15 protein-coding genes are annotated in these 17,807 nt (G+C 48.2%); 8 read left to right on the forward strand and 7 right to left on the reverse strand.

What is annotated here, in order from left to right; translation table 11 throughout:
* Positions 1-17: 17 nt before the first annotated feature.
* Entirely contained in the window at positions 18-806 is a 789-nt protein-coding gene (locus tag K6Q96_RS04195) for an MlaA family lipoprotein (RefSeq protein WP_251878028.1), read from the forward strand.
* A 63-nt stretch (positions 807-869) separates the two neighbouring features.
* Here K6Q96_RS04195 and K6Q96_RS04200 read toward each other — a convergent pair whose 3' ends face one another.
* The 4 genes from K6Q96_RS04200 to K6Q96_RS04215 all read right to left on the reverse strand — a co-directional run bounded on the left by K6Q96_RS04200 (position 870) and on the right by K6Q96_RS04215 (position 5,283).
* Positions 870-2,189: an outer membrane protein transport protein gene (locus tag K6Q96_RS04200; protein ID WP_251878030.1), complete on the reverse strand. Its 1,320-nt coding sequence runs from the start codon at positions 2,187-2,189 to the stop codon at positions 870-872.
* Positions 2,190-2,509: 320 nt separating this feature from the next.
* The gene (locus tag K6Q96_RS04205; RefSeq protein ID WP_251878032.1) at positions 2,510-3,787 is read right to left on the reverse strand and encodes an outer membrane protein transport protein; all 1,278 of its coding nucleotides are present in this window, start codon (positions 3,785-3,787) and stop codon (positions 2,510-2,512) included.
* 208 nt (positions 3,788-3,995) lie between these two features.
* Positions 3,996-4,721, reverse strand: coding sequence for a DUF3379 family protein (locus K6Q96_RS04210; protein WP_251878033.1), 726 nt, complete (start codon positions 4,719-4,721; stop codon positions 3,996-3,998).
* Positions 4,714-5,283: a sigma-70 family RNA polymerase sigma factor gene (locus K6Q96_RS04215; RefSeq protein ID WP_251878035.1), complete on the reverse strand. Its 570-nt coding sequence runs from the start codon at positions 5,281-5,283 to the stop codon at positions 4,714-4,716. The genes K6Q96_RS04210 and K6Q96_RS04215 overlap by 8 nt, the downstream gene beginning before the upstream one ends.
* A gap of 805 nt (positions 5,284-6,088) precedes the next feature.
* Here K6Q96_RS04215 and fadI point away from each other — a divergent pair.
* Both fadI and fadJ read left to right on the forward strand, forming a co-directional pair.
* Entirely contained in the window at positions 6,089-7,399 is a 1,311-nt protein-coding gene (gene fadI / locus K6Q96_RS04220) for an acetyl-CoA C-acyltransferase FadI (protein WP_251878037.1), read from the forward strand.
* On the forward strand, positions 7,399-9,519 hold the full coding sequence (gene fadJ / locus K6Q96_RS04225; protein ID WP_251878039.1) for a fatty acid oxidation complex subunit alpha FadJ: 2,121 nt from the start codon (positions 7,399-7,401) through the stop codon (positions 9,517-9,519). The genes fadI and fadJ overlap by 1 nt, the downstream gene beginning before the upstream one ends.
* An 87-nt stretch (positions 9,520-9,606) precedes the next feature.
* Here the strand turns inward: fadJ and K6Q96_RS04230 are convergent, their stop codons facing one another.
* Positions 9,607-12,384, reverse strand: coding sequence for an insulinase family protein (locus K6Q96_RS04230; RefSeq protein WP_251878041.1), 2,778 nt, complete (start codon positions 12,382-12,384; stop codon positions 9,607-9,609).
* 141 nt (positions 12,385-12,525) lie between these two features.
* On the opposite strand from K6Q96_RS04230, the gene sixA reads away from it, so the two are divergent.
* A complete protein-coding gene (gene sixA / locus K6Q96_RS04235; protein WP_251878043.1) occupies positions 12,526-13,020 on the forward strand; it encodes a phosphohistidine phosphatase SixA in 495 nt (164 codons plus the stop codon).
* A 77-nt stretch (positions 13,021-13,097) separates the two neighbouring features.
* Here sixA and smrB read toward each other — a convergent pair whose 3' ends face one another.
* Positions 13,098-13,631, reverse strand: a complete 534-nt coding sequence (gene smrB, locus K6Q96_RS04240; protein WP_251878045.1) for an endonuclease SmrB — start codon at positions 13,629-13,631, stop codon at positions 13,098-13,100.
* 109 nt (positions 13,632-13,740) lie between these two features.
* On the opposite strand from smrB, the gene prmB reads away from it, so the two are divergent.
* Positions 13,741-14,673 (forward strand): 50S ribosomal protein L3 N(5)-glutamine methyltransferase, encoded by a 933-nt coding sequence (gene prmB, locus K6Q96_RS04245; protein ID WP_251878047.1) that lies wholly within the window; start codon positions 13,741-13,743, stop codon positions 14,671-14,673.
* 220 nt (positions 14,674-14,893) lie between these two features.
* Entirely contained in the window at positions 14,894-15,979 is a 1,086-nt protein-coding gene (gene aroC, locus K6Q96_RS04250) for a chorismate synthase (RefSeq protein ID WP_251878049.1), read from the forward strand.
* 144 nt (positions 15,980-16,123) lie between these two features.
* Here the strand turns inward: aroC and K6Q96_RS04255 are convergent, their stop codons facing one another.
* Positions 16,124-16,768, reverse strand: coding sequence for a trimeric intracellular cation channel family protein (locus K6Q96_RS04255; protein WP_251878051.1), 645 nt, complete (start codon positions 16,766-16,768; stop codon positions 16,124-16,126).
* A 223-nt stretch (positions 16,769-16,991) separates the two neighbouring features.
* Here K6Q96_RS04255 and K6Q96_RS04260 point away from each other — a divergent pair, with 223 nt between their 5' ends.
* Both K6Q96_RS04260 and K6Q96_RS04265 read left to right on the forward strand, forming a co-directional pair.
* On the forward strand, positions 16,992-17,516 hold the full coding sequence (locus K6Q96_RS04260) for an elongation factor P hydroxylase (RefSeq protein ID WP_251878053.1): 525 nt from the start codon (positions 16,992-16,994) through the stop codon (positions 17,514-17,516).
* Positions 17,517-17,525: 9 nt separating this feature from the next.
* Positions 17,526-17,792 (forward strand): YfcL family protein, encoded by a 267-nt coding sequence (locus tag K6Q96_RS04265; protein ID WP_251878055.1) that lies wholly within the window; start codon positions 17,526-17,528, stop codon positions 17,790-17,792.
* Positions 17,793-17,807 lie beyond the last annotated feature (15 nt).

Raw genomic sequence — 17,807 nt, forward strand, 5'->3', positions numbered from 1 at the left:
AAGGACAAACTATAACAATGTGGAAACAACTTATTCTGGCAGTTGGCGTGCTGGTGTTACTGAGTGGTTGTGCCCAATCCCCAGAAGAATCAAAGGCTGACGCTGAAACCAATGCTGAATTCAACATTGCTCATCCCAATGATCCTTTTGAAGGCTTCAACCGGGCGATGTGGACTGTTAACTACGACTACCTCGACCCTTATGTAGCAAAACCCGTGTCGTTGGCTTATGTCAACTATGTACCGAGCTGGACGCGAACCGGTATCTCCAACTTTCTCAGTAACCTCGAAGAGCCCGCTAGCATGGTAAACAGTATTGTCATGCTTGATGGCGATGCAGCACTGACGCACTTCAACCGCTTTTGGCTAAACACAGTGTTTGGTCTTGGTGGTTTAATCGATATCGCCTCGGCAGCGCATGTTCCTAAAATTGCCGATCGCCAGTTTGGTGATGCAATGGGTTACTACGATGTTGGGCAAGGACCTTACTTTATGTTCCCGGTCTATGGTCCCATTACACTGAGGGAAGGAGCGGGGGATGTCGTCGATGGATTGTATCCACCACTGTCATTACTGACATTGCCGCAGTCAATCTTGAAATGGATGTTTGAAGGGATGGAAGACAGAGCTGCCTTGGTTCAACAAGAAAGTTTGCTGACCAATTCACCGGATCCGTATGCCTTTGCACGTGATGCTTACCTTCAGAATAAAGAATTTAAGGCGCGCGGTGGAAAAGCGGCAGATTTGGCAGAGTCTGATGAGAGTTACCTGGATGACGATTTGCTCGACGAAATCGACGATTACTAAGAAATTAACAAAGAAATGCCACTCGATTGAGTGGCATTTTTGTATCTAATATCTACTCAGCAATTAGAAGCGGTAAGTTGCCTGAACACCTGCCAGCCATACGTTGCCAGAGGTTTGACCTTCAAAAGTGCCTCCAAAAGGTACAGAAGTTAGGTCAGAACTGATTCCATCACGAGGCTCATTGACATCTGCGTCTTTTGCAAAGATGTAAGTGAAACCAGCGTCCAGCGTCAGGGTATCAGAGTAGTTGTAACCCGCACCCAAGCTTAACCAAAGACGATCAGTTTCTGGAATTGTAATGGTGCGGTTAGCGTCATCAACTGCTGCTGTGTCATAAGCAACACCGGAGCGAAGCTGAGTTTTCGCATTCAACTGATAAGTGGCACCAACAGCAAAGCGGTAGTTATCTTTCCAGTTTTCTTGTTTAACCAGTTGGTTTGGCTGAGAAAGGGAAGGGATATTTGCTTCCAGCTTTTCGAAGGTACTCCAGTCAGTCCAGTTGATGCTGGCGTGTACTGCAACTGTGTTGGTCAGTTGGTGGAAGCTTGCTATCTCTGCGGTTGCTGGCAGCGTCAGTTCCATACTGCCAGGTAATTGCGCAGTAGTTGTACCAAACGCTAGGCCAGTGGCATGGCCTTCCAGATTAAGGTTAACTTCAGAGCGATAGTTGAAGCCTAAACGGTTGTCTTCATTGATCTGCCACGCGGCACCAGCTTGCCAACCCCAAGCGGTGTCATCACCTTCCATGTACTTTAGAGTAGTACCTTTGGGAACAGGAATTGAGAAGTTGGGAGTGACTTGGAGTGCTGCATCTGCGGAACTCTTTGCCCCAATGCTTCCTTCGCCCATCACATAGCGAACACCTGCACCAACAGAGAACTGGTCGTTAATTTTGTATGCGATGTTTGGATTGATTTCCATGGTCATCACTGACGCTTCATTACCAAACTGGGTGCCTTTGAAGTTATCATCCAGCTTAGTATGCATACCGAAGTTCGAGCTCAGTGCCAGACCCAGATAAACCTTCTCGTTAAATTGATGAGAGAAGTAGAAGTTTGGAATAAAGGCTGAATCTGCAAAATCTTTAGATGAAGTAGCAGTTTTGTCGCCAGTTAAGCTAGTGTTTGTGCCTTCCACATCCACATTTGGATCAACGTAGATAAGGCCAGTAGAAACTTGGGTGCCTTCCAGATAAGTCATCATGGCTGGATTGCGGAATTGTGCAGATGCATTGTCTGCCATCGCAGCTTCACCCGCGTATGCGCGGCCAAGGCCAGTTGCAGAATACTCTGCCAGTTGAAAACCCGCTGCGATTGCAGAGGTTGAAGAAAGAGAGCCAAGTGCTGCGGCAATCACCAGCGGAAGAAGTTTGTTCTTGTTCATTAGAGTATTTACTTGATTATTGTGGTCGGTACAGGGTACTGACAGGCAATCAATATGCAATTTTGATGATAGGGAGAGAATGTATTTAGATAAATATATCGACTTGGCGATTTATTTCAGTAAAAGACACTGAAAGTTAGGTGGTTTGGAACAGGTGTACGCTAAGTTTCGGCGAACACGTGTTAATCCTAAATGCCAGTTAAGCGTACTTATGTACGCTGAAAAGCCTTGTAATGACTGAGTTTGTTCACTTTAGGCTTTATTTGAGCGAACAAAAAGGGGAGCATATGCTCCCCTTTAGTCACTGTGTTCTAATTTAATTAGAAGCTGCGGCTGTATTGCAGACCCATCAGAATCGCATTTGCTTGGGTTGTAGCATTGACCGAAGACACCGTGACTCCATTAAACTCTGTACTTTCAGATACAGACACTTCTTCACCCATTAGGTAAGTAAAGCCGAAGTCAATGGTTGAGCTTTGGTCAAGGTTGTATGTCAAACCTGCAGAGAACCACTGACGGTCAGAGTCTGGTACTGAAATCGATGTAATATCATCCTGCGCACTAGTGTCATACATGTAACCTGCACGCAGAGTCCAATCATTGTTCAGGTAGTAAGTACCACCGATGCTGTAGTGCCAACCATCCTGCCAGCCGTAAGGTTTGTTGTAGTCGCCACTAAGAACACTTCCCTGAAGGTTAGAGAATTTGATCTCATCAAATGAACCCCAGCCAATGTATTGGACGCTGTAGTGAACGGCGAATTTGGTGTCTTCAATTTTATGGAAGCCAGAGAATTCAGCGATATCAGGCAGAGGAAGGGTGATCTTCTGGCCTTTATCATCTTTGGCTTCAAATTCTGGGCTGTAACGGTAAGCAAAACCAAATCGGTTGTTTGCATCCAGCTCGTATACGGTACCCACGTTAAAGCCAACCGCAAAGCCATCTGCACCATCTACGTCCAGAAGAGGCAAGCCAGCAGCTTGTGGAACCTGTGATGAAATAACAGCACCAAGCTGAGCACTTGGTTCTCTTTTCATTGTGCCTTGGCCGTAAATGATGTCTAGACCTACACCAAAGCTCCATTGATCATTCAAACTGTATGAACCAGCAAGACCCAGGTTAAAGCTTTTCACGTCGGTTAAGCCGCCGTATTCGGTCGCTGCATAGTCATTTGAGAATTCAGTTTTAGTACCGAAGTTTGAGTAGGCATTGATACCGACAGCAAACTTTTCATTGAGAGGCATAATGAAGTGTACGTTTGGTGCAACGGAAGTGCCGCCCACATCATCAGTGTCAGCGATCGGCTGAGGCTGATAAAGTGTTGCTGCGTTGCGGTAGGTTGCATCACTGACGGTGATATCAGTCGTGATAGTCTCAAAGCCAATCGAGAATGCTTTCTCATCAAACAGGGCCATTGCAGCAGGGTTACGTGCCATAACAGCTGCGTTGTCTGCTATCACAGCATCACCGGCAAAAGCACGGCCGATACCTGTTGCTGATTGTGCGTTAAGTTGGAAGCCAGCGGCCAGTGCTGACGTGGAGCTCGCTGCAACAGCCATTGCCACTGCTGAGCGGATAAACAGACGCTTCTTATTCATAATGTGAATATTCCGAATAAAATTATAATTTTTCTGATATTTATGCTCAAAGTGAGCTGCGCGAATTCTATTGTGTAGGTGCTTTATTGGAAATCTGACCAGTTATAAAATGCTGTTTTGTAACTGCATGAGTTTACGTTAGATGGTTGTTATTGTGGGAAAACAAAAAGGGGAGCGCCAGCTCCCCTAGATATTGTAATGGATTGTATCAGGCCTTTTGATTGAGATGTTGCTTCAATTGTTCAGCGACAGGCATGATATCTGCGCCCTCTTTACCTACTACAATCACACTGCTGTTATTTGCTGCTGGCAATGAAATAGCTTCCATGTTGCCGTCGCTGTAGCTTTCCATCGCTGGAGACTGTTGCGGTACAACGAATACAGTGAAGTCTTGTCCATTTTCGCCTTGGATCACCATGTGTACTGCGTGTTTATCATCAAAACTACAGTGATTGATGTAAGACACTTCACCGGGTAACTGACCATTAAATGTCTTACCTAAAGGCGCAAGCTTGGCATTCACTTGTGTGAGAGTTGCTCCCTCAAACACGTTATTTGTGAAGTCTTCTTCATGGTAATAATGCTCTAGCGCAATTTGTCCAAGGCTTGCCTGTCCAGGCAATACTGGGAGTGCCTGCCAGTTAAACTGACCAAGCATAATGCCGAATGCGAAAGCAACAGAAGCTGCAATAGCGAGATGGAAACGGGGTTTTCTCGCTTCTCTCGCGACATCGCTACTCTGCTTAAACAGCACCTTGTCTACCAAGTCACCTGGCACATCCACGCGCAGGGTTTGATCTAACAGCGCATCCAGCTGATCCAGCTCTGATGCTAATTTTTGATTGGCTGGCGATTCTGATTTAGCCGCCAGAATCTCAGGATCTTTGTCCTGAGGGTCCGCCAGAAGGCGTCGACGGAATTCGAGTTCATCCATTTAGCGCACCTCGCTGACCTGAAGTTTGATTGTCCATGAACTCTTTCAATTGGTTTCTCGCTCTGAACAAACGCGTCATAACAGTGTTTTTGTTTAGGTCTAAGATCTCAGCGATCTCTTCACCGCTAAATCCGGCAACGACCTGCAACACTAACGGTTCTCGATATTCTGGTGACAGACGCATGATCTGCTTGTGAAGCCATTGCTGTTCAACCGAGGCTTCTTCACTGGGGCGTGCATCGTCTGCGACCTGGTGGTCATCAATATCTACCAATTCGAGTTGTTTACGCTCGAAACGGCGTGCATTTTCGCGCCTAAGAATGGTGATCAGCCAAGCTTTGGCAGCGTTGTCATCTTGAAGGCTATCAAGCGAGCGCCATGCACGTAGGCAGGTTTCCTGCACCAAATCTTCCGCTACGTGCTGGTCTTTCGTCAACCAGTATGCATAACGGTAGAGGTCTCTGTGCCAGGCTCTCACGAGCGCTTCGTATCGTCTCTGCTTTTCCATATCATTAGAGACCTTGGTTTCTGACTTTTTATTTCCAAATAATTTCAAAACCATTCTATCATCCTGATTATTTAGGATTTTAAATGCTAAATTGCTGCAAGAATTATCACCAAAGGTCAACAGCCCCTAATCTGAGCAATCTGGCTTTAAGACGGTTAGCCGCTCTTCTGCAATTGTAGTGTTGATCGGGGTAATAAATGATCATGTTACATGTAAGGAGCCTGCCTTCTGAAGGTAATTTGCTTTGAATTTAATCAATTAGGCAGCGGTTGTAGTGTTTCATACAGTTTTCTAAGAATCGAAATAACTCAATTCAATGCATATTTATCTATCTATCTATCTACCTACCTATCTATCTACCTTAACTCGCAACCTTCCCTTCGACTTAACCTCTCTTTCCTTCGATTGATGAGTAATCAGACAAAAAATTGATCTGCTTCAAAATCGCTTCCTGACGCGTGGGTATAGTAGGCAATGTCATCTGGTGACGTGTTACAGACTTCGTTGGTTTACCGAATCTGTCGCATGAAACCGTGTTGAGCAAGATGACAAACTTCCTTTTTGAAGGCTGACTTTACTTTCTCCTCAGGTCTATGACCTGATTTGCAATTGGCTTTACGTTAATTGATTTAATACGTGATTGCTTTCCACATACGTTGCCACACCTGATAGGTGTGGTTTTTTTTTGCTTTGTGTTTTCAGTTGCCCTCCAACTTCACTTCTGGCTCAGTTTTTATTTTCAAAAATGTCGTAACGGTCTATGTTTGCTTGGCAGATTTAATTAAAACGCACGTTTTAATCCGGTAACAAATTGGTTACACTCTTCTGGTCTGACCTCTAATAATTGCAAGGAGCGGCAATGAACTCTCCCCAGAATCTGACTACGCGTCAGGGTGAACGTATAGCTGTCGTTGCGGGTTTACGTACCCCGTTTGCACGACAATCCACCGCTTATGCGGATGTGCCAGCTGTTGATCTAGGCAAGATGGTTGTTAGCGAAATGCTAAATCGTACCGACATCGACCCGAAGCTGATTGATCAATTGGTTTTTGGTCAGGTGGTCCAAATGCCGGAAGCGCCGAACATCGCACGTGAAATAGTGCTTGGCACAGGTATGAATGTTCACACTGATGCTTACAGTGTCAGCCGTGCTTGTGCGACCAGTTTCCAATCTGTCGTTAACGTCACCGAAAGCATCATGGCCGGTGCTGTTGATATCGGTATCGCTGGTGGCGCTGATTCCTCTTCCGTGCTGCCAATTGGTGTCTCCAAGCACATGGCTGCAACACTGCTGGCACTCAGCAAAGCCAAGACGATGAGTAAACGCTTAAAACTCCTGAGTAAACTCTCCCTCAAAGACTTGGCACCGGTTCCTCCAGCAGTTGCCGAATATTCGACGGGTCTCAGCATGGGACAAACCGCTGAGCAAATGGCCAAGAGCCATAGCATTACTCGAGAAGAGCAAGATGCGCTGGCACACCGTTCGCATTCCCTCGCAGCGAAAGCTTGGGCGGACGGATTGGTTCGTGATGAGGTGATGACTGCCTTCCCGGAACCTTATCGCCAGTGGATTGATAAAGACAACAATGTTCGCGAAGACTCCACAGTAGAAGGCTACGCGAAACTGCGTCCTGCTTTTGACCGCAAACACGGCTCTGTGACTGCCGCGAACAGTACACCTCTCACCGATGGTGCAGCGGCAGTGATGTTGATGCGTGAAGGACGGGCCAAAGAACTTGGCTTAACGCCTCTGGGTTACATCCGATCATACGCGTTTTCTGCCATTCAGGTTGAGCATGACATGCTGATGGGTCCATCTTACTCGACACCAATCGCGTTAGATCGCGCTGGCATTACGCTGTCTGATCTCACTCTGATTGATATGCATGAAGCGTTTGCCGCGCAGACGTTGGCAAACGTAAAAATGTTTGCGTCCAAGAGCTTTGCAGAACAGAAGCTGGGTCGAAGCCAGGCAATTGGCGAAATCGACATGGACAAGTTCAATGTGTTGGGTGGCTCGATTGCTTACGGCCACCCATTTGCCGCAACCGGTGCGCGCATGATCACCCAAACCTTGAATGAACTTCGCCGCCGCGGTGGTGGTTTGGCATTGAATACTGCTTGTGCAGCAGGTGGTCTGGGTGCAGCGATGATCTTGGAGGCAGAATAATGACGGAACAAACAACCCCAACAAACGGTGCGTTCTCGCTGCGCTACGGTGACAACGGTGTGGCGTGGTTGAGCATTGATGTGCAGGGCGAAAGTATGAATACCCTGCAAGCCACCTTTGTTGATGAAATCAGTGCAATTCTGAGCGAGCTTGAAAGCAAAAGTGATATCAAAGGTCTGGTGCTGCACTCTGCAAAACCGGATAACTTTGTTGCTGGTGCAGATGTTCGCATGCTGGATGCTTGCAATACCGCAGAAGATGCTCAAGCCATTGCTGAGCATGGCCAGAAGCTTTTCTCCCGCATTGAGAAGCTACCTTTCCATGTCGTTGCTGCCATTCATGGCCCTGCGTTGGGCGGTGGTTTGGAACTCGCTCTGGCTTGTCATAGCCGAGTAGCGAGTGATGATGATAAAACCCGTTTAGGTTTGCCGGAAGTGCAGCTTGGCCTGTTGCCTGGTTCTGGTGGTACGCAACGTCTTCCAAGACTGATTGGTGTGCCGGGCGCGTTGGATATGATCCTGACCGGTAAACAGCTTCGCGCGAAGAAAGCGAAGAAAATGGGCGTGGTCGATGATGTAGTTCCCCAGTCTGTGTTGCTTCGCGTTGCTGAAGAGTTGGCGCTGAAAGGTAAACCAAAGCGCAAAGGTAGCTGGCAGGATTGGGCAATGGGCGGCAATGCACTTGGTCGTTCTGTTGTGTTCGATCAGGCTTCAAAGAAAACCCGTGAGAAAACCCGCGGCAACTATCCTGCTACCGAAGCTATTCTCGAAGTCATCAAACATGGCTTGGATAAAGGCACAGAGAAAGGTCTGGCGTTGGAAGCAAAACGCTTTGGTGAGCTGGTGATGTCTTCAGAATCTGCGGCGCTGCGTAGCATTTTCTTTGCCACCACAGCAATGAAAAAAGAAACCGGTGCAGATGCAGAGCCTCGCACTGTAACAGGCGTGACTGTGCTGGGTGGTGGCTTGATGGGCGCTGGCATCGCTAATGTGTCTGCAACCAAAGCGAATACACCTGTGCGCGTCAAAGATGTCAGCAACGATGGTATTCTGAATGCGATGGCTTACAGCTACAAACTGCTGGATAAGAAGCGCAAACGCCGGATTATCTCTAAGGCAGAAATGCAAAAGCAGATGGATCGCATTAGCGGTACGACTGACTATTCCGGTATGAGCCAAAACAACGTGGTTGTTGAGGCCGTATTTGAAGATCTCACACTGAAGCACCAAATGGTTGCAGAGGTGGAAGAGAATCTGAGTGAAGAGACCATCTTCGCCACCAACACCTCATCACTGCCAATCCATCAAATCGCCGAGGGTGCGAAGCGTCCTGAAAATATTGTGGGTCTGCACTACTTCTCGCCGGTCGATAAAATGCCGCTGGTGGAAGTTATTCCACATGCGGGCACGTCCGAAGAAGCCGTCGCAACTGTGGTGAAGCTTGCTAAGAAGCAAGGTAAAACGCCGATTGTGGTCGCTGACAAGGCTGGTTTCTATGTGAACCGTATTCTTGCACCTTACATGAATGAAGCGGCAAGAACCTTACTGTCCGGTGAGTCGGTTGAGCACATTGACAATGCGCTGTTGGACTTCGGTTTCCCTGTTGGCCCAGTGACACTGCTGGATGAAGTGGGTATCGACATTGGCGCGAAGATCAGCCCAATCCTGTTGAATGAACTGGGTGAGCGTTTCCGCGCACCGGATGTGTTCGACGTGATGCTGAATGATGGCCGTAAAGGTCGCAAGAGTGGCAAAGGTTTCTTCGTTTACAGCGGTAAGAAAAAAGAAGTCGATAAGCGTGTCTACACCTTGCTGGGTGTTGATCTGAAAAGTCAGCTTTCAGCACATGAACTGGCGATTCGCTGTGTGCTGATGATGCTGAATGAAGCTGCTCAGTGTCTGGATGAAGGTGTGGTGAAATCTGCGCGTGACGGTGATATTGGTGCCGTGTTCGGTATCGGATTCCCACCATTCCTTGGCGGTCCATTCCGCTATATGGATCATATTGGCATTAAGCGTCTGGTAGAAATGCTGGAACAACATGAAGCCAAATACGGTGAGCGTTTTGCTCCGTGTGAGCTGCTTAAAGCCATGGCAGCGGAAGGTAAGACGTTCCACTAATTAAGCCTTAAACAAAAAAATCCCCGGCTAGCCCGGGGATTTTTTATATCTGAAGCATGGAAATCCATCAACAAAGTTCAACAGACTTCAGTTAATTCGCTCTGTGCGATTGCGACGAAACGCTGTGACAGATTCGATTTCCTTTGTGCCTTCAAGGCTACATTCATCAGGGTGAGCGCCACCGCAACTGTGCATGATCAGACGATCTGATGTACGCGGTTTCAATTGCTCGACCACAAACTTCACCATATCTGCGCGATCCATATCGCGAATAGCGGCAGCAACGTTTTGGCGCTGGGTAAATTCAGCATCCTTATTGCCAATACTGATCCATAAACGCTGTCCGCGGGCGCGTAGGTTAGCATCAGGCTCTTCTATCTGTCCGAGTAATCCTTGTTTACTGGCTTGCCATTGCGCTTCGTTAAGCTCGAGCAGCACCAGGAAGAAGGCGTTGAGGAAGTCGTCTATTGCTTCCATCAATTTCGCTGGGCCAGCCTGAGGTGACTGCACATAGAAGATCAAACCTGGGTGACGGTTCATTGGCATGTTGCCTGAGCCAACCATATAGCCAAGTTGCTGCTTTGTTCGCAGCTCGTTGAAGAAGATGGCAGACATCAAATGCTGAGCGAATGTAAATAAGGCGACATCCTGTGGTTCAGTGCCGTGGCTCTGGTAGTAAACCAACACGGCTGAGTCTTGGCTGTCACATCCTAGATGATATGACGCACTGCCAGCACCTTTCAAAAGAACCAGCGGTCGTGTGGATTCCTGATAACGCTGGTTGTGTACGCGAAGTGCATCTTTTACAGGCTCGGCCAAATCCAGTGTTTGCTGTTTCTGCCAGTTACCGTAAACAAACATCTCAACATGCAGTTCCGACATCACGCGATGCACAAAGTCCGGTAGCTCTGTCACCTGCAAAGGTTCCAGCGCTTCGATGAGCTCTTCATAGGTTGGATTGTTTGGCTGCAAGATGCCTGTCATCGAATTGTACAAGCGATTAATGGCTTTATTTTGAGTTGCGTTGTTCCAACTTCTTAGCAACTGGGTTTTGATGATGTCAAAGCGATCTGGGTTGAAATCGCGCTTGGCAAATTTATCCAATACCAAATCCATCAGCAGCGGGAGCTTTTCATTGAAGCCACTGAGCTTCAAAGTCACGCCACCTTGATGGGCATAGAGGTTGTAATTCAGGCCAGCGACTTCGGCAGGGTAGGCTGCCTCATTGATCGACTCCATCAGCATTTCAACACTGACGCGAGTCTTTACGATGTTCTCGACCGATTGCACCGCATGCGGGCTGTCTATCGCAACGTAAACCACGCCTTTCGGGACGCGGAAATCTGTATCTTGCAAGTGCCACAAACGAAAGCCCGGTAACTCTTGAATCATCTCAGGTAGTTGCTGTTCTGGCGCTTCTAGATCTGCAGGGTCGAGTTCATAGCTGATAAAGGGGTTTGGCTCTGGTAAAGCCAGCGCGGGAGAGATATGTGTCGCATGCCATTTTTCGAGCTGAGCTTCGGTGAATGGTTTCACGCTGTAAGGGGTGTCGTACCAATTTGCCGTACGATCATAATTGCCATCTTTAGCAATTAACGTCAGGCGAAGATGATCAGGTGTGAGGTAGCCAAGCATCTGGCGTATCAAGGCTTCGTCATATTTCTGCATAATGTAGTCGCCATACAGCACATCATCATCTTGATAATGCTGCATGTTGAGCACCATATGACTCACTGTATCGATAGGGCGTGAAGGCTCTTGATAACGAAACGCCATTTCCTGTACCGCACGTTTTTCTGCATAACGCCAATCATCGAGACCCTGCTCGCGGATAAGACTGATTGCCTGAAAAATGTAAGTCACGATATCGTCAATCTTGGTCAGTCCCTCCTCGGTCAGGCTAACACTGACTGAAAACTCGCGGAAATTCGAACCGCTGATCCCGCCACCAGCAGACAGATTATTGATGAGCCCTTTGGCTTTAAGCAAAGACATCACGCTGCCAGTACCTTCATAACCGAGAAGATGGGCAATGTAGGAAAGTGGCTTAATTCTGTAATGCTCATCGGTCGCTGGCATTGAAAATGCCAGTGTCAGCTTACGAACATCTTTGAGCGGCTCGATACAGACAAACTGTTGCGACTGAGCTTTGTCGACAAACGGGACGTCTGGCACAAACGGTGACAGGTCAAGGTTTGGAATATCACCGAATGTTTGGTTTGCCAGCGTTTCCAAATCGTCCAGCCTGAATGGACCCGTGATAGAGGCTGCCATCAGGTTGGCACTGTAATGGGTCTTGTAAAAATCAATCAGCTCATCACGCACCGAACTGCCCTCGCGATCGGCAAGGGTGTCGAGGCTACCGACAGAAAACTTGGAGAAAGGGTGAGCCGGGTTGATGGTCTCTTTCTGCACCTGATAAATCCGGCGCACATCGTCCTGAAGTTTCAGGCGGTATTCTGAGTCAACCGCGTTGCGCTCTTTGTCGACTGCGTCTGCATTGAACAAAGGCGCAGAGAAGAATTGACCGAATCGATCCAGCGCTTCTTCGAAATGGTCGTGTCGGATATCGAAGAAAAAGGTGGTGTTTTCGGTTCCTGTCCAAGCGTTGTTATTACCGCCATGGCGACTGATAAAAGATTGGAACTCACCGACATCAGGATACTTCTCTGTACCGAGAAACAGCATGTGTTCTAAGAAGTGCGCTAAACCTTCACGATCAGCGGGATCACAGAAGTGCCCCACATTCACGGTTAACGCCGCAGCACTGCGCGGTGCTTGCACATCTTCTACCAGAAGCACCCTCAAATTGTTGGCGAGAGTAATAAGGCGGTAGCTACGATGATCGTTGGGACTGATTTGCACAAAGCACCTTCACTGGTAGTGGCAAGGTCTTAATTATGACCACGTAAGTAAATTGAGGCAAACATCTGTGCGATCAGTCGTTCCAGATTAAAGAATTGACTGGTAGCATATCGAAGAATACTCAAAATCAGCTGTTGTGATATGCGAATTTATATTATGCGCCACGGTGAGGCACACACCTTCGCCGCCAGTGATGAAGAACGTCCGCTGACCGATCTTGGTGAGCAACAATCGGTTGAAATGGCACGCTGGCTGGCACAAGAGCTGCCAGAGGGAAAACTGGACTTGGTTTTGGTGAGTCCTTATTTGCGCGCACAGCAGACTTGGTCGGCATGTGCTGCCGTTTTGCCTGAAGCGAAAAGCGTCTTGACGGAAGATGGCATCACGCCTTACGGCGACAGCGAGCACGTTGCTTCTTACCTGCGCGCTTTAGTTTCCGTTGATAATCCAGCGTCGATTCTTTTGGTTTCTCATCTACCGCTGGTGGGTTATCTCACGGCAGAGTTTGAGGCTGATTTGCAGCCGCCGATGTTCCCGACATCTTCAATTTCCTGTATTGAATACAACCCGCAAACGGAACAGAGCGAAGTGCTGTGGATGAAAAGTCCTTCGCAAGTGATGGGTTACGCATCCTGACGGCCAGGTCGAAAACAGCTTTAAGCAGACATAGAAAAACGCCCAACAAAGGGCGTTTTTTTCATCTGTACTTCAGGCTATTTTTCTGGAATTTCAATCAGAACCAGTAAAGCGCCATCACCACCAAATTCCAGTGGTGCCTGATGGAATGCCAACACGTCAGGGTGCTGTGCTAGCCAAAGTGGTGTCTTCTGTTTCAGTATGTGTTTGCCAATACCGTGCATGACACAGGCACAACTGATCCCTTCTTTTATACATGCTGCAATCAGTGCGCCTAACTCTCGCTTGGCTTCCAATTGCGTCATGCCGTGTAGGTCCAGGAACATATCCGGCACGTAAACACCGCGGCGAAGTCTTTTTACTTCGTATTTGGAGACACCTGTGCGCGCATATTGAGTTGGCCCATCTTCTTTCAGCAGCGGTTCAAACTCGTCTGAGAAATAGAAGGAGTGGTCGCGCGCCGCGGACTCTGTCTGCTTTTTGCGTGCTTGCTCTGTTGTCTGGCGTCTTGGCGGGTTTATGGTATCCTGCTGCAGTTTTTTAACGCCTTTCACCGCATCGCGGAACAATGACATGTCGTCATCTTCTGGGATCGGGGATTTCTTACTCATAAGTCATTTCCAAATTCTGTTAGCTGCATTTTACTTAAAATAAGAACAATGTCTGCTTTCCTGTTGGAATCGCCCTGACGGTGATGTGTTGAGGCTACTGGAGGCCATTTTGGATAGAATTATTGTTGATGAAGTCGTCAACGAGCTGCGTACGCTGCAAGACATGCTACGTTGGACGGTAAGTTGCTTTAATGCAGCAGGAATTTATTACGGTCACGGAACGGACAATGCATGGGACGAAGCGGTACAACTGGTACTGCCGACACTTTATCTGCCAATTGATGTGCCTGCAGACACGCAAACTGCGCGTCTGACCACCAGTGAACGTCACCGTATTGTTGAACGTGTGGTCCGTCGTATCAACGAGCGCACGCCAGTGGCTTACCTGACAAACAAAGCGTACTTCTGTGATTTGGAATTCTACGTGGATGAGCGTGTGCTGGTACCACGTTCACCAATCGGTGAGCTGATCCAGAATCAGTTCAGCCCAATGCTGGAAGTCGAGCCAAACCGTATCATGGATCTGTGCACCGGCAGTGGCTGCATTGGTATTGCGTGTGCCTACGCGTTCCCTGACGCTGAAGTAGATCTGGTGGACATTTCTACCGATGCGTTGGAAGTGGCAGAGATGAACATTCAGGAACATGGCCTGGAGCAGCAGGTTTTCCCTATCCGCTCAGATTTGTTCCGCGATCTGCCAAAAGATAAATATGACCTGATTGTCTCCAACCCACCATACGTGGATGAGGAAGACATGAACTCGCTGCCGGATGAATTCCGTCACGAGCCAGAGTTGGGTCTGGCTGCAGGGACCGATGGCCTGAAACTGATGCGCCGCATCATTGCTAATGCACCGGATTACCTGACTGAGCAAGGCATTCTGATCTGTGAAGTAGGTAACTCCATGGTTCACGTTCAGGAACAGTATCCGCACCTGCCACTGACTTGGCTGGAATTTGAAAATGGCGGCCACGGTGTCTTCCTGATGACCTATCAGGATCTGGTCAGTGTTGCCGACGAATTTTCTATCTATAAAGACTAATTGTTGTCTTTGCCCCTAAGAAAAAGGCCGAAATTATAGATTTCGGCCTTTTTTGTATCTCTCTTTCCGGTTTTGCCTCATTTCTTGAAACCAGCCCAGTATTACAGGGAGTTTCCACCTGTACATAAAAAAAGCTTTTGCTTCTCAATCGCGGTTATGTTTCATTAGGTGCATGCTAATGCGGTTGTGATACGTCGACCGGAGAGAAACAGAGGAAGTAATGGCAGGCAATTCAATAGGTCAGGTTTTTCGGGTCACCACTTTTGGTGAAAGTCATGGATTGGCGTTGGGCTGCATTGTTGACGGTTGCCCACCGGGACTTGAAATTTCAGAAGCAGATTTACAGGTCGATCTGGACCGTCGTCGTCCGGGCACCTCAAAATACACGACTCAACGTCGCGAACCGGATGAAGTGAAGTTCCTTTCTGGCGTTTTCGAAGGTAAAACGACAGGGACTTCGATTGGCCTGGTTATCGAAAATACCGACCAGCGCTCAAAGGATTACTCCAAGATTGCAGACCGCTTCCGTCCGGGTCATGCCGACTATACCTACCATCAAAAATATGGACATCGCGATTACCGCGGTGGTGGCCGCTCATCAGCACGTGAAACGGCGATGCGCGTTGCTGCGGGTGCGATTGCAAAGAAATACCTCAAGCAAGAGTTTGGTATTGAAGTCCGCTGTTACCTTTCTCAAATGGGTGATGTGACCATCGATAAGGTCGACTGGGATCAAGTTGAGCAAAACCCATTCTTCTGCCCGGATGAATCAAAACTTGAAGCCTTGGATGAACTGATCCGTGCGCTGAAAAAAGAAGGCGATTCTATCGGTGCCAAACTGACTGTGGTCGCGAATAACGTGCCTGTTGGTCTGGGCGAGCCAGTTTTCGATCGTTTAGACGCAGACATTGCTTACGCTTTGATGGGTATCAATGCTGTGAAAGGCGTGGAAGTGGGCGATGGGTTTGACGTCATCAACCAGCGCGGCAGCGAGCACCGTGATGAACTGACGCCGGAAGGTTTTAAATCCAACCACGCTGGCGGCATTCTTGGTGGGATTTCATCTGGTCAGGATATCGTTGCGCACCTTGCATTGAAGCCAACTTCAAGCATCACGGTACCGGGCGAAACCATCAATGTAGATGGTGAAACCGTCGATGTGATTACCAAAGGTCGCCATGACCCATGTGTCGGTATCCGCGCTGTGCCAATTGCAGAGGCTATGGTTGCGATTGTATTGATGGACCACCTGCTGCGTCACCGCGCGCAAAATGCGGGTGTGCATACCACTACGCCGAAGATTTGAATGAAAAATCCTAGGGCCTAGGAAAAGCAGGTCCTAGAAACAGCAAAAGCCAATGCAAGAGAAAAGGGCTGAAGGTTTACACTGTCAGCCCTTCTTTTTCGTTCTTTGCTCTTCCTAGGACCTAGGATCTAGGACCTTCTCTTCCTAGGATCTATGCTCTAAAACTTCTTCCGCTTCAAAACTAAACACCGGCAGGCTCCAGCCAAACTTCACTGCAGACATACGGAAAACAAAGCCCGTTACCAGCGTAGAAATGGTCGCGATGTTTTCATCAATGCCAAATTGGTTACCGTAGGTCATCAACATCCAATACATGGCACCGGCTAAGAAAGCGACAGAGGCATAAAGCTCTTTATGCAGCACCATTGGCTGACGGCGACATAGTAAGTCGCGCAACAGGCCACCAAAGATACCTGTCACCAGCGCAGACACTACACAAATCAGCGGCGACAACCCCATGTCCATACCCACACGGCAACCGATAATGCTGAAAGCAATCAGACCGAGTGAGTCCAGCCAGACGAAAAGCTTGTGATTACGGGCTACCCAAGACGCCATCCAGGTCGTGATGATACCGGCAACGCAAACAATCACCAGATAGTGCGGGTTAGCGACCCAGCCAAGCGGGTAGTGACCGAGCAAAATATCACGCACGGTACCGCCGCCAATGGCTGTACAGGCAGCCACCAGCATGACGCCAAACCAGTCCATATTCCTGCGGCCAGCCGCCAGTGCGCCTGTCATGGCTTCAGCGGTAATTCCAACAATGTATAACGTGGACAACAACATGATATTCAGTAACTTGCATTTGAATGGATAATTTCGCGCAATCATAGTTGTGATTGACCTCTCAATCCAATGAAAGGTTGTGAAGTCACCCATGAATTGAATTCATGCTTTTGCTGGTGGAATTGACCTAAAACGGTCCTTTTTGCGGCGACAATAGGGGCTTTGGCAGGTAAAATGCCCACTTAACTGAATTTGCTGTAACTTCATTATTACAATTCGCGCCATGCAACACGATTACAACGATCTTATTTCTGTCTTTAATCAGACTTTTATTGATTCTTTCAATACAGAATTGCTGCTGGGCGGCGATGAGCCGATTTATCTGCCTGCGGATGATGACAACCCATACCACCGAATCATCTTCGCCCGAGGTTTTTACGCCTCTGCGCTTCATGAAGTGTCGCACTGGTGCATTGCCGGGCCTGAACGCCGTCTGTTGGAAGACTTTGGCTACTGGTATCTACCGGATGGACGCGATGAGCAGACGCAAGCCGAGTTTGAGAAAGTAGAAATCAAACCTCAGGCGGTAGAGTGGATTCTGTCGGCCAGTTGTGGCTTTCGCTTTCAGGTAAGTTGCGACAATCTAAACGGTTCTTTTGAACCTGACCGCCCGATATTTACCGCAAAAGTGCGTGAACAAGTGATGAAATATCTGAAAGACGGCATGCCTACGCGCGCCAAAACCTATTCAGACGCCCTTCGAACGTTTTATAATCGTCCTCCTTTAACGCCAGCAGACTTTTCCTGAGAGATAAAAATGATCCAAGAATACGAAGAGAAAATCCTCGACCTGATTGATGCCATGGTAGAAACAGCATCTGATGATGAGTTGTTTGCCAGCGGATATCTGCGCGGTCATGTCTCGCTGGCGGCCGCAGATTGTGAGCAGGACGGTATTGAAGAGATATCTGCAATGAAGATACGTGTCGACGAAAGCCTGAAAGAGAATTCAAACGAGCTGAACCCTTCAGATCAAGTGCTGGTGGGCAACCTCTGGGCATCGTTACAAGAACAGGCGGGTTAAACACTGCATCCAGAT

This window comes from Grimontia kaedaensis (genome assembly GCF_023746615.1).
Classification (GTDB): domain Bacteria; phylum Pseudomonadota; class Gammaproteobacteria; order Enterobacterales; family Vibrionaceae; genus Enterovibrio; species Enterovibrio kaedaensis.